The following is a 21,764-nucleotide window of genomic DNA, read 5'->3' as shown; positions in this document are numbered from 1 at the left end:
AGTATGTATAAACTTCTTTTTATTTCAGGTTATCGTGTTGATCTTTTAGATAAAAATGGTGTAGCAAAAAAAATTAACCTAGAAATCGAAACATATAAAAAAATTGGTTTTCTTGTAGATTTCTTAGAATTTGATTTGGGAAAAATATTCTTGAATATTAATGATAATCGTACCTTTTTAGTAAATGAAAGTTCTTCATTTTATAAATCAATGGACAATACTTATAAGTATTTGAAGGATAATATTAATGTGCTAGAGCATTATGATATGATTTACCTTCGATATGAACATTTTAGTTTCTCTATGATTAGTTTTTTTAAGAAAATGAAGGAGATTAATCCAAATATTAAAATAGTTGGGGAATTACCTACTTATATGGAGAGATCAAACCAGAATTCTTCATTAAAAACAAAAATTTTATTTAAAGTCAAACGTTTTCTAAATAATAATACATACAAGTATATAGATTATTTGGCTACGTTTTCTAATCACGAAAGGTTATTTAATATGCCTACTATTCAGATAGAAAATTTTGTAAATATTGAAAAGATTGAACTAAGACAACCAATCAAGAATGATGTAGTAGACCTTTTGGCTCTAGCGCAGATCACACCAGCCCATGGATTTGATAGAGTAGTTAGAGGGTTAAAGAACTATTATAGTAAAGAGAATATTAAACAAAAAGTTTTTTTACATATTGTAGGTGATGGTGTAGAAAAGAAAGTACTTGAAAACTTGGTTAAAGAGTATGATTTGAATAAATATGTAAAGTTCTATGGAGCGTTAGGAGGAAAGGAATTAGACAGTATTTTTAATGTTAGTGATATTGGAATAGGATCATTAGCTATTTTTAGAAAAGGTTCAACGAAATGTTCAGAGTTAAAAGTAAGAGAGTATACTGCTAGAGGATTACCCTTTATCTATTCAGCCGAAGAACCTCAAATAGAAGAGCAGAAGTTTGCAAAAAAAGTGCTTTTTAATGAAACAGCTATTGAAATTAATACAATCTTGGAATTTTATGATGAGATCTATAAAAATTCTGATTTACTTGTTGAAATGAGGAGTTTTGCTGAAAAAGAGTTTACTTGTGAATGTCAATTAAAAAAAATAGTTAACACAATTTTTAGTAAATAATGTCTGTAGGTGAAAAAGTTTTTAAAGCCTCAGCTTGGTCTTCTTTAACAGAGGTAGTTGCAAAAGTAGTAAGTCCGTTAGTTTTTCTTGTCTTAACTAGAATACTTAGCCCAAGTGATTATGGTGTTGTTGCTGTAGCTACAACTTTATTGACTTTTATTTATATTGTTAGTGATTTAGGTACAGCTAAGTATATTATTCAATTAAATAAAGATGGAGAGGAGAGATTTAAAGTTTATAATGTTGCATTTACGACCAATTTTGTAATTGGTTTGATTTTATTTGTAATAATATTTAGTTTTTCTGATTGGATAGCTTATTTATTTAATGAACCAAAATCTACTGATGTAATAAAAATAATGTCTTTACAAATTATATTTTATACATTATCATCTGTACAAAATGCTTTAAAGAGAAAAGATTTAAATTTCAAGTTTTTATTTTATACGAGACTTATAACAATTGGAACTCCTGCGGTTATTTCTATACCATTAGCTTTTTTAGGCGGTGGCGTATGGGCAATAGTTTTTGGGTCAGTAATGGGAGCCTTTTTAAATACAATTATTTTATGGAAATTTAGTGATTGGAAGCCTAGATTTTATTTTGAAAAAGGTATATTTAAAGATATTTTTTCTAATTCTATTTGGAATACGATAGAAGAAATTTTTATTTGGATTCCTATATTTTTGGATACGTATTTAATAGCTAATTATTTCTCATCTAAAGACTTAGGTTTGTTTACCACGAGTAGAACATTATATAATACATTAAAGGGATTTTTATTAGCACCTTTATTGCCTGTGCTTTATAGTGCATTTTCTTCTTTTTCTGGATCAATTGATTATAATAGGAAAGTTCTTTTTTCACATAAAATTGTTTTTACCTTATCAGCTGTATCCTGTGCAGTAGGATTTGTTTATAGTGAATTAATGGAGAAAGTGTTGTTTAATGATGAATGGGTCGGTATTTCCTATATTTTAAAATGGACATTTGTATTGATGGGATGTACATTTTTTAATGAAGTTGTAATTCAGGCTTTGCGTGCAAAAGGATATTTTAAAGTTATCGGTGTTAATACTTTGATATGTACTTTAATTTCTTTACCCTTTATTTATTTTTCAGTTCATTATGGAATTATTGCTTATGTTTTAATTAGATACGGAAGTTTGTATTTAAGATTTCCCTATATTTTTTATGAAGCAAAAAGAAAGTTAGGTATATCCGTTATAGATTGTTTATCTGGAGTTAAATATGAATTGTTGGTAGTTTTCTTTTTAGTTATTTTTTCTTCAATAATAGATTATTTCATAGATAAGTTTGCTTATAATATTATGTACAAAACAATTATGGTTGTAATAATGCTGGCTATTTTATTAGTGAAGGAAAAAAACTTAGTGTTATTTTTAAAAGATAAGTTTTTTAAAAGAGTTTTAAAAAGATGAAAATTTTACATATAATAAATTCTCTTAATACAGGAGGAGCTGAAAAATTGATAGTTGACACATTACCTTTATATAATGAAAGGAATATAAAGGCCGATTTGTTGTTATTAAAAGAGTCTGATACTATTTTATACGAGCAAATAAAGCAAACGAGTGTTAATATTTATTCTATACATGCTAAAAGTTTCTATAGTTTTTCTATAGTTTTTAAATTAAAGAAATTTTTAAAAGACTATGATATAGTGCATGCACATTTATTTCCAACTGTTTATTGGTTAGCTATTTGTAAAGTTTTGTTTTTTCCGAATTTATGTATAATATTTACTGAACATAGTACTAATAATAAGAGAAGAGATAAAATTTATTTGAAATGGTTTGAAAAATTTATTTATTCAAAATATCAAAAAATAATATGTATATCAAAAGCTACAGAGAGACAATTACTAGACCATTTAGGTGTTCGATTTAAAAGTAAGGTAGTAGTAATTGAAAATGGAGTAAAGACATTAAATTTTCGACCAAATACCAATAATACAATACAAAATAATGATATAGTTACCTTAACTCAAATAGCAAGTTTTAGATATCCAAAAGATCAAGATACTGTTATTCGATCTTTGTTACACTTACCTAAGAATATCATAGTACAATTTGTTGGGTCGGGGCCAAGACTCGAGGAATGTAGAAAATTAGCAGGAAGCTTAAAGGTTGAAGATAGAGTTCGATTTCTTGGACAACGAAATGATATTCCTGATATATTATTTAATACTGATATCTGCATTCTTTCATCTTTTTATGAAGGATTCGGTCTCGCTGCAGTGGAGGGAATGGCTTCTATGAAGCCAATTTTGGCATCAAATGTAGAAGGATTAAGCGAGATAGTTAATGGATTTGGAATTCTATTTGAAAGAGGAAATGAAAAACAAATAGCTCAATTTGTTTTAGAATTAATAAATGATTCAAAGTATTATAAAGAAGTAGCGTATCGATGTTATTTGAGATCAAAAGAATATGATATTTGTAATATGGTAGATAATTATATAGATGTTTATAAAAAAGAATTGTTAATTAAAAAAATAGAATGAATAGTTTAAAAAAAATATTCTGTTTCATCGCATTCATTGTATCCGTTTCTTTATTAGCAAATCCGATTGATTTGACTAAGTATTTGCCTGACAATTTTGATGTTTCTGGTAAAATAGATTATACAGAATATATCCAAAAAGGATTAGATGAAAATCTGAGTGTGTTAATACCAAATTTTACAGTTTTGATAAATAAAAATGGACTTAAGATTTCCAGTGATCAAACAGTTATTTTTCAAGAAAAATCAAAATTAATCATAGAACCTAATTTTGAAACAAATTATAGTATTTTATATATTGCTAATGTAAAAAATGTAAAAATAGTTAATCCTGTAATTGAAGGAGATAGATTTACACATCTTGGTATAAAAGGTGAATGGGGGATGGGAATTAGTATTCTGTCATCAATAGATGTTCAAATAATAAATCCAAATATAAAATTATGTTGGGGAGATGGTATTTATATTGGAGAAGATAAACATACTAAATTACCTAATGAAAGAATAAAGATTAAGGGTGGAATTATTGATAATAACAATAGAAATGGAATTTCTGTTATTACAGTAAAGGGATTAGAAATTAGTGATATTTTAATTACTAATACAAATGGAAAAAATCCTATGTCAGGGATTGATATTGAACCCAATAATAATCGTCAATTTTTGCAAAATATTGTTTTGAGAAATATTCGAACTATGAATAATACTAATGAAGGTGTTAAAGTATATCTAAAATATTATGCAGGATCTAAGAATGAAATTTCTATTAGTATAGAAAATTTAAATGATTCAAATTCATTATATGGATTTACTTATTCTGGTGTTTTGAAAGAAGATTTTGTGAAATCTAAAAATATGAAAGGATCCATTGAAATGAAAAATTTTAAATCAGATAATAATAATCAAATTAAGAAGCATAGAAGAATTGATTTACCAATAAAATTTCAAAGTTATTAAGCATAGAGATTAAAAATGAAACTTATCCGTATTACAACTGTTCCTCAATCATTAAGGGGGCTTTTAAAGGGGCAATTAAAATTTATGAAATCTCAAGGATTTGAGGTAATAGGAGTGTCTAGCTCAGGTGAAGCATTAGATGATGTACATATAAATGAAGGGGTACAAACAGTGGCTATTAATATGACACGAACAATCTCCCCTTTAAGTGATTTAAAATCATTAATTCAGCTGATTAAATTTTTTAAAAAGGAGAAACCCGAAATTGTACATACACATACTCCCAAAGCTGGTTTATTGGGAATGTTGGCAGCAAAAATTGTTGGAGTTCCTTATCGTTTGCATACAGTTGCAGGAATGCCTTTGACTGTAGCCACTGGTTTTAAACGTTTGTTATTGAATAAAGTAGAAGTGTTAACTTATGCTTGTGCAACGAAAGTTTACCCTAACTCTTATGGTTTGAATGAAATAATTTTAGAAAATAAATTTACAAGAGTTAGTAAATTAAAAGTTTTAGGTAGTGGTAGCTCTAATGGAATAGATACAAGTTTTTTTGATCCAGAATTGATTTCTCAAGATTCACGTACAGAATTAAAAAAGAAGTTAGGTATTAAAACGGATGAATTTGTGTTCATATTTGTAGGTAGATTAGTGAAAGACAAGGGCATAAATGAATTAGTAAGTGCTTTTATAAAATTAGATAAGGAATCTCTAATAAAACCCAAATTATTACTAGTAGGTCCATTGGAAAATGAATTAGATGCTTTGCAGGAAGAAACATTATGTTTAATAAATAACCATTCTAATATTATTAGTGTTGGATATCAAAAAGATGTACGTCCCTATTTTGCTATTTCTGATGTGCTTGTTTTTCCAAGTTATCGTGAAGGGTTTCCAAATGTAGTTATGCAGGCTGGTGCTATGGGAATACCTTCTATTGTTTCAAATATTAATGGTTGTAACGAAATTATAGTAGAGAATGTAAATGGTATGATAATACCAGTAAGAAATATTGAGGCTATATTTTATTCTATGAAAAAAATAGGTTTGGACTCTTGCTATTCTAATTTCTTAAGGGAAAATTGTAGACGAATGATTGAAGAACGTTATGAACAAAAACATGTTTGGAAAATAATATTGAATGAATATAATAGTTTGTCAAATAAAGTAAAACTAAAATAAATATGTATAAATTTTTTTTTAAAAGAGTATTCGATTTTTTAGCCGCTTTTTTTGGTTTATTATTGTTAAGCCCTATATTTATTATAGTGATGTTAGGTTTGTTTTTTGCTAATCAAGGAAAGCCTTTCTTTTTTCAAGCAAGACCCGGAAAAGGGGAACGCGTTTTTAAGATTATCAAGTTTAAATCAATGAATGATAAGAAGGATGCAAATGGTAATCTATTGTCAGATGCGGAACGATTAACAGCTGTAGGAGCTTTTGTTCGTAAAACTTCCTTAGATGAAATACCTCAATTAATTAATATTTTAAAAGGAGATATGAGCTTAATTGGGCCAAGACCATTATTAGTAGCCTATTTGCCTTTTTATACGGAAAGTGAGCGATTAAGACATACAATTAGACCTGGTATTACAGGATTAGCTCAAGTAAATGGGAGAAACACAATTAATTGGGACGAACGTTTAGCACTGGATGCTACTTATGTAGAAAATTTATCTTTTGCGAATGATGTGAAGATTTTTATTCAAACGATAAAGAATGTAATTAATAGAAAAGATATTGTTGTTATTCCAGGACAATTATTTACACGACTAGATATTTATAGAAAAAATGAAAATAAAAGCGAAGCGATTTAATGAAGGAGATATAACAATCCGAGTGGATTGGATCAACAATCCTTTAATTAATCAAACCATGTTTTTTGAATTGCCTGCTTCTGTAGAAAATACAGTAAAATGGTATAATGCGAATATTGGTAATCAAAATCGCATTGATTTTTCTTTTTTTGATACCAATTCGGTATGTGTTGCTATGGGAGGTTTTACGAGTATCTCCAAGGAGCATTCTAACGCTGAGTTTTATGTGATGGTGGATCCTTTTCAACAGGGAAAAGGGATTGGTCAATATGTATCTAAATGGATGTATAATTATGCCTTTTCTATATTGAAATTGAATAAGATTTACCTCTATACGAATGATGATAATGTCGCAGCGTATAGTATCTATGAAAAGAGTGGTTTTCAATTGGAGGGTATCCTAAGAAATCACAAGTGGAAAAACGATAAATTTCAAAATAGACGTTTTTATGGCTTGTTGAAATCTGAATGGGAAGTATTAGAATGGAAAGAATATTATCATGATGAGCTTTAAATTAATTTCAAAATTAAGTGAGAATTTAGTTGTTTTTCGAGATGACCTTTATCCTTTTCTTGGTGGGGGTAATAAAGGACGGAAAATGGACTTCATTGGAAAAGATATTTTGGCAAAGCAAGCTAATGCTCTAGTAACAACAGGAGGTTTTCAATCTAATCATTGCAGAGCAGTTGCTGTATTCGCTGCTCAAAATAAGATGAAGTGTACGCTTGTTTTACATGGTTCTAAAGAGGAGTTTGAAAAACAGTCAGGTAATGCTAAAATAATGCGCCTTTCGGGTGTTGCTATCCATTTTGTTGAACAAGCTTCTGCTATTGGATTGGCCATGGATTCTGCTATGCAACAATATCATGACCAAGGTGATATTCCTTATTATATTTGGGGGGGAGGACATACATTAGAGGGGGGCTTAGCGTATATAGAAGCAATTGAAGATTTGAAGAATTATTGTGATGAAAATGACTGGAAGCCAGATTATATTTTTCATGCTTCAGGCACGGGTTCTACTCAATCTGGAATTATGGCTGGTTTAGATAAATTGGCTTTTGAGCATACAAAAGTAATTGGAATTTCAGTGGGTAGAAAAGCAGAACAAGCAACTAAAATTGTAGATGAATTTTATAAAGATTTATGTGAGAACTATCATATTTCTTGTTTAAATAGAGAATCGATTGTTTTAGATGAGTATTTAATGGGTGGCTATGCAAAATATTCAGAAGAATTAAAAGAATTGTGCCTGAATTCAATTCGAGAATATGGTTTTACGTTAGATACTTGTTACTCAGGGAAGGCTTTTTATGGTATGTTAGAATATTGTAAACAGCATCAACTAGAACAAAAGAACATTGTGTTTTGGCATACAGGAGGAATATTTAATTTTTTAGCAGAATAAACAAATGAATATATTATTTACATGTGCAGGAAGACGTAATTATTTAATTAATTATTTCAAAGAAGCCTTAAAAGGACAAGGAAAAATTTTTGCAACGGATATGCAGTTAACAGCTCCAGCATTAGTCGATGCTGATGTTGCATTGCAAGTACCTGCAATCTATAGTGCGAATTATATCTCTTCATTAATTAATATCATAAAGGAGAACAGGATAGATGCAGTGATTTCATTAAATGATTTAGAATTGCCTATTTTGAGTGAAGCCAAAAGTGACATAGAAGCTTTAGGAGCTAAGGTGATTGTTTCCGATGAAAAAGCGATAAATATTGCATTTGATAAATGGGAAACAGTGAAATTTTTAGAAAAAGTAGGTTTAAAATCACCAAAGACTTTTATCGATTTTAATGAAGCTAAAAAAGCAATTGCAGATGGACAATTAAATTTTCCATTAGTAGTAAAACCTCGTTGGGGAAGCGCTTCTATTGGAATTGATTTTCCAGAGGACTTAGAAGAATTAGAACTAGCTTATAAACTCCAAAGCATTCGTTTGAAAAGAACAATTTTGGCAGAAGCGAGTAAAGCAGATATTGAACATGCCATATTAATTCAAGAAAAAATACCTGGAAAAGAATATGGAATGGATATATTAAATGATTTTGATGGAAATTATATAGGAACATTTGTTCGTCAAAAACTGCAAATGAGATCAGGCGAAACGGATAAAGCTATTTCAGTGATAGATTCTAGATTTGAAGAAATTGGAAAAATAATTGGTAAGCATTTAAAGCATATTGGAAATTTAGATTGTGATGTGTTTGAATATAATGGAGAACTATATGTGCTAGAATTGAATCCTCGTTTTGGTGGTGGATATCCATTTTCACATGAAGCTGGAAATAATACAGCCGCTATTTATATTGAGTGGCTAAAAGGAAATACGGAAGTTTCTTCCTTTTCAAAATACGAAGAGGGGATAATGTTTTCAAAATGCGACCGATTATTAAGAGTAAATTAGTTGTTATTAATCCTTAACGAAATACTTTTAGTAAGAATAATGCATAGGAACTGTCTTTTTTTTACAACAAAAATCCATTCTTTAAGAGTGGATTTTTGCTTTTACATAATTATATAAAAAAGGTGTATACATTGTATAAACATTATGTAATAACTACTTACCTTTAAGTCTTCCAAAATTCGATAAAAAAACAGCAGAATGAAAGCAAAAATCTGGTTATCTTCTCCGCATATGGGAGGAAACGAATTAACGTATGTAAACGAAGCCTTTGCAACGAATTGGGTGGCTCCCTTAGGACCAAATGTAAATGGTTTTGAAGGTGATTTAGAACAATTTTTAGGTTCGGATGTTCAAGTGGCAGCATTAAGCTCTGGAACAGCCGCTTTGCACTTGGGTTTAATTAATCTAGGCGTAGAAGCAGGAGATGAGGTTATTTGTCAAACGATGACTTTTTCAGCATCAGCTAATCCGATCGCTTATTTAGGAGCAAAACCCGTTTTTGTTGATAGTGAAAGAGAAACGTGGAATATGTGTCCAGTAGCATTAGAAGAGGCTATTAAAGCACGTACGATTGCAACAGGAAAAAGACCCAAAGCGATTTTACCAGTTCATTTATATGGAATGCCTGCTAAGATGGATGAAATTATGGAGGTAGCAGCTCGCTATGATATCCCCGTTTTAGAAGATGCAGCCGAAGGATTAGGAAGTACATATAAGGGAAAACAATGCGGTACTTTTGGAATCATGGCTGGCTTGAGTTTCAATGGAAATAAGATTATCACAACTTCAGGGGGAGGAGCGCTAGTTTGTAATACTAAAGAACAAAAGGAACATACTGTGTTTTTATCTACACAAGCCAGAGATAATGCGCCTCATTACCAACATTCCCATATTGGCTATAACTACCGCATGAGTAATATTGTGGCAGGAATAGGTAGAGGACAAATGGAAGTGTTGAAGGATCGCATCGCCGCTCGTCGTGCCAATCATGCTTTTTATAAAGAGTTATTCGCTTTAATTGATGGCGTTACTGTTTTTACAGAACCTTCGACAGATTTCTTTTCAAACCATTGGTTGAGCTGTATTACGATAGATGAAACAGTTTGTGGTAAAAACAGAGAGCAATTGCGTTTAGCTTTGTTAACGGAAGAAATTGAAAGCCGTCCATTGTGGAAACCTATGCATAAACAACCAATCTTTGAGAATGCTCCCTATTATGGCGGGGGCGTAGCAGAAGAATTATTTGAAATAGGCCTATGCTTGCCTTCAGGTTCAAATCTAACCGATGAAGAACGCAAACGTATTGCAATAGCGATTAAAGCGTTTTTTAAATCTTAAATAGAAAAATAGAAGTATAACTAAAGGATATCCACATAGGGTATCCTTTTTTTTAGGCTTTGTTTTATTGACGTATTTTTTAGTATTTATGGTATGATATTAGGTTTCATCTCAAGTATAAGAAATAAAAAAGTGTGAAATTTATCAAAGCCCCTCAAAAATTAGAAGTTTGGATAAAGGCGATGGATTTAGTGGTTGAGATTTATCCAGTCCTTTTTTTTGGGCACTCTCTTGTTTTGTGTAATAAATTAGGTGAGTTTTAATCAGAACTAATTGAAAAGAGAGAAGATAGGATTCGTATAGAATAAAAAAGGAGTAAAAAATATTAAAAAAGGCTAGCATAAAAAAAACAATCACTTTATTTAGTTTGTTGGGGTTATTCTCCATAACTTATAGTTTTGGACAAGCCAATGATTTGCTTTAGGTGAAATTTGCTTAAAGTCCTCGTACTTTTGAACAAATCATTGAAGGAGGAACAAATAGAACCTTATATACAAGCTAGAACGGCTTCCCAATTTTGTTTTGATAACCAATGGATTATGATTGATTCAGGTATGGATGATAAAGTACACGTTTTTTTGGGAAATGGGGTGGGACAACCTTTTTTTTAAAGAAAATGACTCGATACAATTCGCTTTAAAAGGAGCCAAACAAATTACCATACCCATGAGCATGGAGATCATATTGCAGGGTATTGCGAACCGAATATTAAGATGAAGTAGAGCTACAATCCTGCTGACTAAAAAAAGGGTTAATACCTTACTTTTTGAACTGCAAACGCCACTTTTACAATTGAATAAAGAACAAGTAAAGGGGTTTTTAATTGTTGATTTTAAGAATGTTTTATCTATATCTTCAGGACATACGCCAGGTGAAATTAGGGTTTATATCCAACTTGAAAATGGCAAAGAGTGTTTAATTACTGGAGATGTGAGTTGGTCTTAGGTTGGGATTGAGGAAAAAAAGCAAAACCAATGCATATTAAAAAGGACGAGTATTACTTTCAATGCACTACTTCCTGATTCAACTTGGTCTGCTTCAAATACTCGAAATAGACAAAAATAGCCTACAGAAAAAATAGTACAGTAGAAGAAGCGAGAAAAACTTTTATACAAGAATAAAGACCTTCATCAATTGGAGGCATATTTGTAGAACTTTGTGCAGCAGTTAGTACAGTTAGTCCCCTTTCTTATGCCACTACAACGGCAGCATTAAGGGTAGATGGTCGAGTTGTAAATCCTGCTTTTTAAACCTAAAATAATTTAAAAATGAAGAAAGTAAAACTAAAAAATACAGATTTAGAAGTTTCATCCCTTAATTTTGGTGGAAATGTATTTGGTTGGACCTTGGATGAAAAACAATCCTTTGGTATTTTAGATCAAATTTTCGACGCTGGAATTAATTTTGTTGATACAGCTGATAGCTATTCCTATTGGGTCGATGGAGGAGCTGGAGGCCAGTCAGAAACAATTATTGGGAAGTGGATGAAGAATCGAGCCCTTAGAGAGCAAGTAGTTATAGCTACAAAAGTAGGTGGGGAAACAGGATTGCATCCGATAGATACAAGCAAAAAGCATATTTTAAAAACGGTAGATGAATCATTAAAGCGCTTGCAGACCGATTATATTGATTTATATTATACGCATTTTGACGATGGAGTAACACCAGTAGAAGAAACGTTAGAAGCTTATGATCAAATTATAAAAGCGGGAAAAGTTCGCTATATAGCAGCCTCTAACGTTACACCAGAGCGGTTAATTCAGTCGTTTGAAGCTTCCGAAAAATATAATTTGCCAAAATATGTTGCTTTACAACCACATTATAATCTAGTTGTTCGCGAGCAATTTGAAAAGCAATATACTCCATTAGTTGAACAATACGATTTAAGTGTGTTTACTTATTGGTCTTTAGAAGCAGGCTTTTTAACTGGAAAATACCAGACAGAGGCGGATTTTGAAAATACAGCTCGAGGAAAGGGCATCAAAAAACACTTTAATGATCGCGGAAAGAATATTCTAAATGCTTTAGATGCTATTGCTAAAAAGCACCATACAACCCCAACAACAATTGCATTGAGTTGGTTACTAACTAACCCCTTAGTTACTGCTCCAATTGTAAGTACAACAAAAGATAATCAGTTACAAGCACTTCTAGCTGTAAGTCAGGTTGTGTTGGACCAAGCAGATCTTGAAATTTTGGCAAAGGCAAGTGCTTATTAAAACACTTTAGACAGTACATTGAACTCCTGTTTAGAATAGTAACCCCACAAAAGACTACTTTTTTATGTCTTTTGTGGGGTTTTTGTGTTCAATTGCTTGGGAATTAAAGACAAATATGGAGCTGTTGGCAATCAAAGTAAAGCCCCTAACTAGAAACTATCGTTTATCCTTCCTTTTAGTTTAAATAGAAAACGAAACGTGTTAAAAATACAATTAATTTAAATATAAAACAGGTTAAAATAGCGTGAAATCTTTTATATTTACGCTAAGTAAATGACCTTTAAGAAAAAAAGAGCTATGAATTTATTTAAAAAATTAACTGGGGAATTCATTGATATCATTGAGTTTTTAGATCCAAGTCAAAATACAATTGTACACCGTTTTGAACGGTTTCAAAACGAGATAAAAAACAATGCGAAACTTGTTGTTCGTGAGGGACAAATGGCTGTATTTATCAATGAGGGGCAATTAGCCGATGTTTTTGGTCCAGGTACCCATACTTTAAATACAGCGAACTTACCCATTCTATCTACGTTGAAAGGATGGAAATATGGTTTTAATAGTCCCTTTAAAGCGGAGGTATACTTTGTGAGCACCAAGACTTTTATTGATCAACGCTGGGGAACGAAAACCCCAATTATCTTGAATGACAATCGCTTTGGTATGATAGAAGTGAGAGCTTTTGGTACGTATACCTTTAAAATTGCTGATTCAGGGAAGTTTATAAGAGAAATCGTAGGCACATCAGGTACATTCACCACGGAGCAAATCAACGATCAGTTGAGAAGTGCTATTGTCACTCGTTTTTCGGACTCTATAGGAGAGGCTAATCTTCCAATCGAAAGTTATGCCGCTAACCTCAATGAACTATCTACGGCGATCTTTACCTATATGAAAGACGATTTCGAGGTATATGGTATGGATGTAACGAAGTTCTTAATTGAGAACGTATCGATGCCAGAAGAGGTGAAAAAAGAAATATTTGAGTTAAGTAGATTAAACCATGTTGACTTGAATAAATTAATGCAAATGAAAACGGCTAAAGCGATGGAAGCAGCGGCTAATAATCCTTCAGGATTAGCAGGAGCTGGAGTAGGTATGGGAGCCGGTTTTGCCATGGCAAATCAATTCGGACAAGCTATGGCGCAAGGACAAGCAGTCACACAACAAGCGGTCACTCAGCCAGTAGTTAGTACACCTCCACCCATTCCAGGAACGGTATTGATGAGTTATTTTGTAGCAGTTAACGGTCAACAAACTGGGCCTTTTGATTTAGATGGAATCAAACAAATGATGAGAAACGGTCAATTACTTCGAGATACACTAGTTTGGAAAAAAGGAATGGCAAACTGGGATAAAGCAGAAGAACAAGAAGATTTGAGTACTTTATGGACACAAATACCTCCACCATTACCCCATAAATAAAAGCAAAGCTTTAGGATTTTACATCTTAGTTGTTTCTTTTATTAAAATTGCCTCAAATGTACCTTTACTAAATAATTTAGTAAAGGTACATTTGAGGCATATATAGATAAATAGGATAAGGATTTATTAATACATATAAAGTGATACTTGAAGACATAAAACACAATATATCTGAATCCACCGCTTGTAGTTCATGTGGAGCTTCCATGATTTATAAACCAGGTACGCAAACCTTGGTATGTGAATATTGTGGGAGTACCAAAGAAATAGAGCTTGGGGAAAAAGTATTGGATGAGCGTGATTTTAGTAGTTTTATGAAAAACTATGAGAAGGAAAACTTTACTACAACTAAATTTGTAGGTTGTACTACGTGTCTCGCCACATCTACGGTTGATGAGAATTTAAAATCAATGATTTGTCCGTATTGTGCAAGCCCATTGGTTGAAAAAGATATCCATGAAGAAAGATATATTCAACCCGAATATATTGCTCCTTTCACTGTTGACAAACAGCAAGTTGCTGGTATACTGCAAAAGTGGATCAAAGGACTGTGGTTTGCACCAGACAAAATACAAAGAGGAATATTTTCTGCCGATAATTTAAGAGGTATCTATGTGCCTTTCTGGACGTATGATATGCAAACCTATACCCAGTATAGTGGACAAAGAGGGGACGCTTATTATGTAACGGTGGGCAGTGGTGATAAGCAAAGGAGAGAACGCCGCATTGCGTGGACAAATGTACGAGGGCGAGTAGCCAATTTTTATGATGATCTATTAGTAACTGGTAATAAAACACTGAAAAAAGATTTACTGCAAACTATTTCTACGGGTTGGAATCCTAAAGCAGTTCAGAAAATAAAAGGGGATTATTTAAGTGGATTCATTACGGAAAAGTATCAGGTAGATATAAAAGAAGCTTATGAGGTAGCTAGAGGTATAGTGGAAGGATATGAAAGAGAAAGTGTTAAAAGAAATATAGGTGGAGATCAACAACAGATTCATTCGATGAATACCGAATTATCCAATATTTCGTTTAAGCATATCCTTTTACCTTTATATGTTAGTTCATTTTCGTATGGAAATAAACAATACACGTTTTATGTGAATGGGGTAACAGGTAAAATTACGGGTGAACGCCCTTATAGTACATGGAAAATAATTTTTGTGAGTTTGATAGCTTTCTTTATCCTAATCGTGTTGGTACTCCTGTTTAAGGATGCGTAGTTTGATTTGACATTTGATAGATAAACTAGTAAGCAAGGGGGTATAGTGCATCGCGACTTCGGATGTATAGATATAAAAAAGAGAAGATAGCTAAGCAATAGCTATCTTCTCAAATTAAAACGAATTTGTATCGTATTCTCTTAGGATGAATGTATTATTCTCCTTGATAACTATTATTAATTATAATATATTTCTGTGGTTTAGGGGCTGCTGGATTGAATTTTATTGTTATTGGAGATACATTAGATCGATAAATTTCTTCTGAAATATTAATACCCCAATTTATATTAGCATCATCAGCTTTTCGATTTTTTATGTCATAAAATAGCGTAGAAGTCGTTGGGAAGTTCGTGCCAGAATTGAGTTTGTCAATATCTGGAATAAATTGAACAAAACTAGTTTCGTCTCCTCTATTGATATATCTGTAGGTTCCTTCACCTGGAATACTATGTTCAAATGCACTTGGCGTAGGTTTATATCCTCCAGTAGAAGGATTATATTCCATAAATCTAAAGGTATCAGGATCTAGAAAACGATTGCTTTTTTCAGGTGGGATATCTGGGTCATATTGATTGGTACCATAACCATAGTCATTGATATGAATATTAACTCTTGATCCACATTCGTAGCAGGCATTTTCAAGAATATCTTCTTCTGTTACAGCCGCAAAAGGAAGGTCTACTCTAATATTACGGATATAATGTCTTTGATAACCACTACCCGTTGCTGCTGTGAAGGCTAGTTTGAATTTTTCTGGTGTTGTAAAATTTAGATTATAGGGGGCATCGTCATATGGGCTATTAGGATAGCTATTTAATATTTCATCATAAACCAAGGGAACATTTTGTTCTGATTGGAAGATAAAATCTTTAAGTACTACTGTTTTTGATGCGCCATGTTGTATTTCTACTGTAATGTAAAAGACTCTTTCACCTGCATCATCTTTTGCAGCATAGATACTTGCTGTAACTTTACGGTAACTACTTTGATTGGGTTGTGGATTGTCAATTCCTCCACGTATGGAAAAGCCCATTATAGAACGATCTTCTGTATATACATATTTCCCAAAAGTGGGTGTTCCTCTATCACTTTCTTTGTTATTAAGCGTGACATTAGCTAAAAATTCTGGTGTATTGCGTTGGCGTTCTGCAGTTGATACCGCTGTTAATACAGGATACCCTTTGGTTAAGTTATCTTTATCATAGGGACCTCTTACAGTAAGAAAACTTTTAGGAGAATCAAAATAATAATTGGTCATTTCATCATATTTATAGGCTGTATAAACTCCATTACGGGGGCTTCTATCTGAATCTCTACCATGGAATCCACCAAAGTAATCTAAGGCAACAGCTAAATAGCCTTTTGAAAAACCATTTTGCTTGTTGTAGCTGGCTGAATACCCCAACCCAGAGCCATAAGTACCTACTTTTGGATTCTCTACGGTTGCATCAAATAAAACCATAGTCATTCCATCTGCATATCCCAATTGACTATGCCCTGCGCCAGACATTGCATACTCGAAGGATATGATATAACCAAGCTTAGAAAAAAACTCTAGATTTTTTAAATAAACACCATTGGCTTGGCTTGCTGTTGCTTCAGTTAAAAGAACGCCTAGGTCATTGAATACAGGAGCTCTACTTCCTCCAGCCATTATTTCAAATTCAGCTTTTTTAGTGCCATCCGTGAAATAGGGGAAAGTTGATTTTTGTGCAAATACATCATGTATGCCAATTGTGAGAATAAGGAGTGAAAGGCATACTTTTATTATATGTGTTTGTATTTTAATTATATTGTTACTCATATTTAATCGGATTAGCATTTACAATTATGAATTTTTCCCAAAGTCGAGTAAATTTCATTGTAACTTTAGAAATCATAGATTTAGATTCTCCAGATATAGGAGTTCCATTTCTATCTGTGTCCATATATTTTACCTCAAAGTAAATATCCTCTTCTGCTATACTTATATTCGAATTGGGCGAAAAAGACACTTTACCTAAGGTAGGTTCATAGCTATAGGTTCCTTGGCTTGTGGCATATTCATAAGGATTGGAAGGTGGTAGTAGCCTATTTAAGTCTTCGTGTAATTTCATAAACTTAAAGCTACTAAGGTCTATGTTGTGATTGGATAACGCATTGCGTCTTTCAGTAGTAATCTCTCCTTCAGGGAAGGGAATAAATATCGTTTTTCCGGATGTAGATACATTATCTACAATCTTTTCTTGGGCTGTACTTTGGTTATACACCGCGCCAAAATTTGTCTGTTGCGCAAAGGTTAATGGCGCATATAGTAGAATAAACCCAATTGTAAGTAAAGATCTATGTATCATTGTTTATTATTTTAATACGCCTAATAAATATCAAATTTGAGATTCTGAATGTTAGGTGTAGTTTGGTTTTAAATTCCAATCGAAACGACTTAGAGTATAGCGTCTAAAAAGGAAAATTTATGTTAGGTCTAAATTTTGTCTCGTACTTTAAAAAAAAGTTCTCAATTTGAGGTTTGTTGTTAGTCTTTAAATCCCAGAGGATATTGAATTTATATCCTTAAAATTAGCATGGAAAGTGATAGTTAGTCACTGTTTCTTTCAGGGAATATTTCTATTTTAAGATCAATCGTAAGCTCGCGATTTGTCGTTTGATCTATTTTAGATTTAAGGTAGGACTACGCAAATAATATTTATGTAAGATTTAGAACTGATAAAAGCGGGCAACGCTTGATACTCTAATTCTTGTGTAGTAGGATTAATTGAGGCAGATCTAAATGAATCTTCATCATATCCCGTAATTACAAATTTTAATTTTCCAGGAGCAATCAAATCATAGTCAGGAATAGATGAAAACTGTCTTCTATATTCATCATACAGATTAACTTTTTTCAGGCTTATATCCGATATGTCAATAGGAAAGCCAGGCATATAAAACCAGGTTGGCGCAGTACTTTCTGCATTTTTTAAGGAAGCCCATTGTTCTCCATCCCAAACTACTGGACCAGCTTCCATATTATTTCCGCCTAGATGAAAAACAACGAGTCCTATATGAGCCTCTTTTTGATTAACTAAATTAGGATCTGTTTCAGCTATGATTGGGCCTAGGCTCGTTTGTTTTTGGAGCACCATTCTGGGTAATAACAAGCCTTTTCTTGCTGTACTTAAATCCTGGCCTTGACTATTGGGTTCAAACTCTTTCAAATCAAGTATTGCTCCTTCAACCGCGGGTTTGGAGCTTCCTATCGTTACTTGACCATGAACTGTTGAGCAAATAAGGATAAAAAGTAAACTTCCAGATAGATTTAGTAATCTCATGTTTTTAGTCTTATAAATTAATAATGTTCGTATTAAATATTCACAAAGGTATATATAATGTTTAGTATTTAGCTAATTTGGGTATTAAAATAACTTGTGTATATTGATTTGATTCTCATTTTCCACTTAGCTGTTATTCCTATTTTTTTATTGGTTTAAAGTTTAGTGTGGAATCAATTTAAAGTGTTAACTAATTCTATGCCAAAAGTAAAAATATAATGTTAATGTTTGTTTTGTGTATTTTTGAATACGTTCTAAAAAAACAACGCAGTTTGGTTGAAAGAGTCGTTAATTTTACTTTATTGAGGCTTTTAGTAATCTATTCTTAGTGTTTTTAGTACTAATTAACGTTGATTATTCATTTTTTATATTGTGTTTTTTACTTAAAAAATACAATATTCAAAGTAAATTTAGTATAGTTTTGCACTAAGTTTGAGAAATTAATATTGGTATAAACACAGGGGGTATTTGAGTTGATTGATTGAAATAATCTGTTTTAATTTGTTTGTGAAAAATATTTTTATAGAAATCAAATAAATTAATGTATATTTGCAAAGAATTTACATACAGGCTTCTGCCTTCTGCCTTATCTGAAAATAGTCAAAAACATTTTTTCTTTCTCAGTTTTTGCTTTTTCAGTTGCCTTATTTACAATCACTCTTTATTTAATTTTAGCTTCTTCTGCGTATAGCGATTATACGGGAAATGGATAGTTTTATTTAAAAAAAGTTTATATTAAAATAGTAATCAACCTATTTAAAAACCTTTTATTAGGTCTGTTTTATGAAATATTTTAGTAAAAATAAAATCAAAGTGAGCGTGAGTTTTGCAATTTCTTTCTCTGTAAGCATGAGTTTTTGGGTTTAATAGAGAAGAAAATATATCGTATAATCTAATTACTCCGGATTATTTCGAAATTATTTATTGGAGTTTATAAATACGGACTTTCTAGTCAAATTACTATGAATTTTAAAGATTTAAATATAATACAACCTATCCTGAACGCAATCGATCAGGTTGGATATAATACACCCACTGCGATACAAACGCAAGCAATTCCTCCTATATTACAAGGACATGATGTAATTGGATGCGCACAAACAGGAACAGGTAAGACAGCTTCATTTGCAATACCTATTTTGCAATTGTTGAATCAAAAAGCCACTTCAAAAAAGGCAATACGCTCGTTGATTCTTACACCTACAAGAGAATTAGCTATTCAGATTAATGAAAATTTCAAGACATATAGTCAATTTTTACAGCTCAAACATTTAGCTATTTTTGGTGGAGTACCACAGAAAAAACAAGTAGTTCAATTGAATCGAGGCGTAGATATATTAATTGCTACCCCTGGACGATTGTTGGATCTACTCAAGCAAAATTGTTTAGAACTCAATCAAATAGAGATTGTCGTACTGGATGAGGCAGATCGTATGTTGGATATGGGGTTTGTAAACGATGTGAAAAAAATATTTGCAAAAATTCCTCCCAAAAGACAAACGTTGTTTTTTTCAGCGACTATGCCGCCAGAAATAAAGAAGTTGGCACTACATTTCGTGAAAAATCCGAAGGAAATTAATGTAGCTCCTATTTCGTCTACAGCAAAGACGATCAAACAGTCAATCTATTTTGTTGAAAAAGATGAAAAGCTAAATTTGCTTGTTACTATCTTAAAGGATACTTCTATAAAGCGTTCATTGGTTTTTGCACGTACTAAATATGGCGCAGATAAATTAGTGAAAAAACTAGCAAGTATGGGGATATATACCGCTGCAATTCACGGAAATAAATCACAAAATGCAAGACAGAAAGCCCTGACTGATTTCAAAAATAATCGCATACGCGTACTTATCGCTACAGATATAGCAGCGAGAGGTATCGATATAGAAGAATTACCACATGTTGTAAATTATGAATTGCCTCATATACCAGAAAGTTATGTTCACCGAATAGGAAGAACGGGGCGTGCTGGAGTAGAGGGAGTTGCCGTTTCTTTTTGTGATACGGAAGAGAAAAAAGACTTGAAGAAGATTGAAAAACTAATCGGGTTTACTATTCCTGTAATGTCAAATTAAATGTGTTTTTTGACAACGGAGTTTTAAAAAATCAGAAAAAATAAAAGAATACTAGTTGAGGTGCTATTTATTTTCTAACGAAAGTAGCCGCATTTTCTTCCAAAGAATAAAAAAAATACACTTAAAAAACAAAAGTGTACTATAAATAAGTAAATATAAATCAATTAAATAAGAAGCGCTATGCAAGAAGGTACAGTGAAATTTTTTAATGAATCCAAAGGTTTTGGATTTATTTCTCAAGCAAATGGTGGAGAAGATATTTTTGTACATACTACAGGATTATTAGATAATATTAGTGAAAATGACCAAGTTATTTTCGATATTGAACGTGGACAAAAAGGCCTAATGGCTGTCAATGTTAAAAGAAAATAATTTTTTTTAGTATAAAGAAAGGGGGATATGGTATATCTCCCTTTTTTTATGCCTTTTTTTTCGGTAAAGGGGGTAATCTATGATTTAAATGCCTTAAAAATACGCGTATATCTTTTTAATGATTTTGCGCAATCGGTTGAAATAGATTTAATGCAGGAATTACAAAAAGGCAATCACAAAACGATGATTGCTGATTTGTTTCCAAAGGAATCCTTGGGCTATAAGCACTATGTAAAATACAATGATGCAGAATACCCTACTTTAGCTATAGAAGAGCTTATTTCGAAGCAAAAGTATACGGAATCTAACTTGGAACAAATGGATGTAGGAGGTGATATTGTGAGCCTAGGATATGAATGGTTAAAGAATAAGAAAAACCCAAAGACGGCTAGTAAGTTTTTTTGCTATGGTATTACTTTATTGCCAAAGAACGTAGACTTGTCTGATAGTCTTGGGAAATCTTATATAGAGAGGGGGACTGGAATAATGCCCTTCAGCGTTATCAGACTTTACTATCCCTTGATCCTGGCAATGCAAATGCGGTTGAAATACTGCTGAAAGTGAAGGCAAAAAAAGCACAGGTTATTGCTACTTATAGAAATGGAGAAGTCTATCAACAATACTATGTAGCACTTGATAAAAACGCTCATCTTAAGCCAAATGATGCCACACTGTATGTGAACCCTAACTTTTATAAAGAAATACTACAAGCACTTTTAAACGAAGTGGATTTGAAACACACGTACCTGTAAGAATATGATACGCATAAACAACAATTGGCTATCAGTTTTGATGCTTAGTTAAGAATCCTTTACTAGGTGGAGCTTTTGCTTATGAATTAATCAAGGCAACTAAAATAGATAAGGAAATTGAGGTATTTGAATTAGCGTAGTTTTTCTTGTAAGAAAACGAGGTGATAGAATTTTGGAAACTAGCTGTAGTA

The 21,764-nt window shown here is 32.0% G+C and carries 20 protein-coding genes; 17 read left to right on the top strand and 3 right to left on the bottom strand.

Annotated features, from left to right (window positions below):
* Positions 1-3: 3 nt before the first annotated feature.
* The 14 genes from ACMHJ2_RS05180 (at position 4) to ACMHJ2_RS05115 (ending at position 15,066) form a co-directional block, all read left to right on the top strand.
* A complete protein-coding gene (locus tag ACMHJ2_RS05180) occupies positions 4-1,134 on the top strand; it encodes a glycosyltransferase (protein WP_413511895.1) in 1,131 nt (376 codons plus the stop codon).
* Positions 1,134-2,576, top strand: a complete 1,443-nt coding sequence (locus ACMHJ2_RS05175; protein WP_413511894.1) for an oligosaccharide flippase family protein — start codon at positions 1,134-1,136, stop codon at positions 2,574-2,576. Before ACMHJ2_RS05180 ends, ACMHJ2_RS05175 begins: the two co-directional genes overlap by 1 nt.
* On the top strand, positions 2,573-3,661 hold the full coding sequence (locus ACMHJ2_RS05170) for a glycosyltransferase (protein ID WP_413511893.1): 1,089 nt from the start codon (positions 2,573-2,575) through the stop codon (positions 3,659-3,661). Before ACMHJ2_RS05175 ends, ACMHJ2_RS05170 begins: the two co-directional genes overlap by 4 nt.
* On the top strand, positions 3,658-4,617 hold the full coding sequence (locus tag ACMHJ2_RS05165; protein ID WP_413511892.1) for a hypothetical protein: 960 nt from the start codon (positions 3,658-3,660) through the stop codon (positions 4,615-4,617). The genes ACMHJ2_RS05170 and ACMHJ2_RS05165 overlap by 4 nt, the downstream gene beginning before the upstream one ends.
* A gap of 15 nt (positions 4,618-4,632) precedes the next feature.
* Positions 4,633-5,799, top strand: coding sequence for a glycosyltransferase family 4 protein (locus ACMHJ2_RS05160; protein ID WP_413511891.1), 1,167 nt, complete (start codon positions 4,633-4,635; stop codon positions 5,797-5,799).
* 2 nt (positions 5,800-5,801) lie between these two features.
* Entirely contained in the window at positions 5,802-6,434 is a 633-nt protein-coding gene (locus tag ACMHJ2_RS05155; protein WP_413511890.1) for a sugar transferase, read from the top strand.
* Complete coding sequence (locus ACMHJ2_RS05150) at positions 6,409-6,948, top strand: GNAT family N-acetyltransferase (RefSeq protein WP_413511889.1); 540 nt, start codon at positions 6,409-6,411, stop codon at positions 6,946-6,948. The genes ACMHJ2_RS05155 and ACMHJ2_RS05150 overlap by 26 nt, the downstream gene beginning before the upstream one ends.
* A complete protein-coding gene (locus tag ACMHJ2_RS05145; RefSeq protein ID WP_413511888.1) occupies positions 6,935-7,843 on the top strand; it encodes a 1-aminocyclopropane-1-carboxylate deaminase/D-cysteine desulfhydrase in 909 nt (302 codons plus the stop codon). Before ACMHJ2_RS05150 ends, ACMHJ2_RS05145 begins: the two co-directional genes overlap by 14 nt.
* A 4-nt stretch (positions 7,844-7,847) precedes the next feature.
* Complete coding sequence (locus tag ACMHJ2_RS05140; protein ID WP_413511887.1) at positions 7,848-8,858, top strand: ATP-grasp domain-containing protein; 1,011 nt, start codon at positions 7,848-7,850, stop codon at positions 8,856-8,858.
* A 198-nt stretch (positions 8,859-9,056) separates the two neighbouring features.
* Positions 9,057-10,196, top strand: coding sequence for a DegT/DnrJ/EryC1/StrS family aminotransferase (locus tag ACMHJ2_RS05135; RefSeq protein WP_413511886.1), 1,140 nt, complete (start codon positions 9,057-9,059; stop codon positions 10,194-10,196).
* Positions 10,197-10,648: 452 nt separating this feature from the next.
* Positions 10,649-10,807: a hypothetical protein gene (locus ACMHJ2_RS05130; RefSeq protein ID WP_413511885.1), complete on the top strand. Its 159-nt coding sequence runs from the start codon at positions 10,649-10,651 to the stop codon at positions 10,805-10,807.
* Positions 10,808-11,464: 657 nt separating this feature from the next.
* Positions 11,465-12,415: an aldo/keto reductase gene (locus ACMHJ2_RS05125; protein WP_413511884.1), complete on the top strand. Its 951-nt coding sequence runs from the start codon at positions 11,465-11,467 to the stop codon at positions 12,413-12,415.
* 297 nt (positions 12,416-12,712) lie between these two features.
* Positions 12,713-13,840, top strand: a complete 1,128-nt coding sequence (locus tag ACMHJ2_RS05120; protein WP_413511883.1) for an SPFH domain-containing protein — start codon at positions 12,713-12,715, stop codon at positions 13,838-13,840.
* 140 nt (positions 13,841-13,980) lie between these two features.
* Entirely contained in the window at positions 13,981-15,066 is a 1,086-nt protein-coding gene (locus ACMHJ2_RS05115) for a hypothetical protein (RefSeq protein WP_413511882.1), read from the top strand.
* A gap of 154 nt (positions 15,067-15,220) precedes the next feature.
* On the opposite strand, the gene ACMHJ2_RS05110 is transcribed toward ACMHJ2_RS05115, so the two are convergent.
* The 3 genes from ACMHJ2_RS05110 to ACMHJ2_RS05100 form a co-directional block, all read right to left on the bottom strand.
* Positions 15,221-16,870 carry a lectin-like domain-containing protein gene (locus tag ACMHJ2_RS05110; protein ID WP_413511881.1) on the bottom strand — a complete coding sequence of 550 codons (1,650 nt, stop codon included), beginning with the start codon at positions 16,868-16,870 and terminating at the stop codon, positions 15,221-15,223.
* Entirely contained in the window at positions 16,863-17,399 is a 537-nt protein-coding gene (locus ACMHJ2_RS05105) for a hypothetical protein (RefSeq protein WP_413511880.1), read from the bottom strand. Before ACMHJ2_RS05105 ends, ACMHJ2_RS05110 begins: the two co-directional genes overlap by 8 nt.
* A 324-nt stretch (positions 17,400-17,723) precedes the next feature.
* The gene (locus ACMHJ2_RS05100) at positions 17,724-18,374 is read right to left on the bottom strand and encodes a hypothetical protein (protein WP_413511879.1); all 651 of its coding nucleotides are present in this window, start codon (positions 18,372-18,374) and stop codon (positions 17,724-17,726) included.
* 962 nt (positions 18,375-19,336) lie between these two features.
* Here ACMHJ2_RS05100 and ACMHJ2_RS05095 point away from each other — a divergent pair.
* The 3 genes from ACMHJ2_RS05095 (at position 19,337) to ACMHJ2_RS05085 (ending at position 21,379) form a co-directional block, all read left to right on the top strand.
* Positions 19,337-20,449 (top strand): DEAD/DEAH box helicase, encoded by a 1,113-nt coding sequence (locus ACMHJ2_RS05095; RefSeq protein ID WP_413511878.1) that lies wholly within the window; start codon positions 19,337-19,339, stop codon positions 20,447-20,449.
* 180 nt (positions 20,450-20,629) lie between these two features.
* Complete coding sequence (locus ACMHJ2_RS05090) at positions 20,630-20,821, top strand: cold-shock protein (RefSeq protein WP_413511877.1); 192 nt, start codon at positions 20,630-20,632, stop codon at positions 20,819-20,821.
* Between the two features lie 27 nt (positions 20,822-20,848).
* Positions 20,849-21,379 carry a hypothetical protein gene (locus tag ACMHJ2_RS05085; RefSeq protein ID WP_413511876.1) on the top strand — a complete coding sequence of 177 codons (531 nt, stop codon included), beginning with the start codon at positions 20,849-20,851 and terminating at the stop codon, positions 21,377-21,379.
* Positions 21,380-21,764: the final 385 nt, after the last annotated feature.

The sequence above is a fragment of the Myroides odoratus genome, from assembly GCF_965118575.1.
Classification (GTDB): Bacteria; Bacteroidota; Bacteroidia; order Flavobacteriales; family Flavobacteriaceae; genus Flavobacterium; species Flavobacterium odoratum_B.
The sequence above is the reverse complement of the archived record's forward strand: the minus strand, read 5'-3'. Positions and strand labels throughout refer to the sequence as shown.

Excerpts from the sequence above, each read along its gene's own strand:
- ACMHJ2_RS05180 (WP_413511895.1), top strand. The coding sequence starts at position 4 with ATGTATAAACTTCTTTTTATTTCAGGTTATCGTGTTGATCTTTTAGAT.
- ACMHJ2_RS05175 (WP_413511894.1), top strand. The coding sequence starts at position 1,134 with ATGTCTGTAGGTGAAAAAGTTTTTAAAGCCTCAGCTTGGTCTTCTTTA.
- ACMHJ2_RS05170 (WP_413511893.1), top strand. The coding sequence starts at position 2,573 with ATGAAAATTTTACATATAATAAATTCTCTTAATACAGGAGGAGCTGAA.
- ACMHJ2_RS05165 (WP_413511892.1), top strand. The coding sequence starts at position 3,658 with ATGAATAGTTTAAAAAAAATATTCTGTTTCATCGCATTCATTGTATCC.
- ACMHJ2_RS05160 (WP_413511891.1), top strand. The coding sequence starts at position 4,633 with ATGAAACTTATCCGTATTACAACTGTTCCTCAATCATTAAGGGGGCTT.
- ACMHJ2_RS05155 (WP_413511890.1), top strand. The coding sequence starts at position 5,802 with ATGTATAAATTTTTTTTTAAAAGAGTATTCGATTTTTTAGCCGCTTTT.
- ACMHJ2_RS05150 (WP_413511889.1), top strand. The coding sequence starts at position 6,409 with ATGAAAATAAAAGCGAAGCGATTTAATGAAGGAGATATAACAATCCGA.
- ACMHJ2_RS05145 (WP_413511888.1), top strand. The coding sequence starts at position 6,935 with ATGATGAGCTTTAAATTAATTTCAAAATTAAGTGAGAATTTAGTTGTT.
- ACMHJ2_RS05140 (WP_413511887.1), top strand. The coding sequence starts at position 7,848 with ATGAATATATTATTTACATGTGCAGGAAGACGTAATTATTTAATTAAT.
- ACMHJ2_RS05135 (WP_413511886.1), top strand. The coding sequence starts at position 9,057 with ATGAAAGCAAAAATCTGGTTATCTTCTCCGCATATGGGAGGAAACGAA.
- ACMHJ2_RS05125 (WP_413511884.1), top strand. The coding sequence starts at position 11,465 with ATGAAGAAAGTAAAACTAAAAAATACAGATTTAGAAGTTTCATCCCTT.
- ACMHJ2_RS05120 (WP_413511883.1), top strand. The coding sequence starts at position 12,713 with ATGAATTTATTTAAAAAATTAACTGGGGAATTCATTGATATCATTGAG.
- ACMHJ2_RS05110 (WP_413511881.1), bottom strand. The coding sequence starts at position 16,870 with ATGAGTAACAATATAATTAAAATACAAACACATATAATAAAAGTATGC.
- ACMHJ2_RS05105 (WP_413511880.1), bottom strand. The coding sequence starts at position 17,399 with ATGATACATAGATCTTTACTTACAATTGGGTTTATTCTACTATATGCG.
- ACMHJ2_RS05100 (WP_413511879.1), bottom strand. The coding sequence starts at position 18,374 with ATGAGATTACTAAATCTATCTGGAAGTTTACTTTTTATCCTTATTTGC.
- ACMHJ2_RS05095 (WP_413511878.1), top strand. The coding sequence starts at position 19,337 with ATGAATTTTAAAGATTTAAATATAATACAACCTATCCTGAACGCAATC.
- ACMHJ2_RS05090 (WP_413511877.1), top strand. The coding sequence starts at position 20,630 with ATGCAAGAAGGTACAGTGAAATTTTTTAATGAATCCAAAGGTTTTGGA.
- ACMHJ2_RS05085 (WP_413511876.1), top strand. The coding sequence starts at position 20,849 with ATGGTATATCTCCCTTTTTTTATGCCTTTTTTTTCGGTAAAGGGGGTA.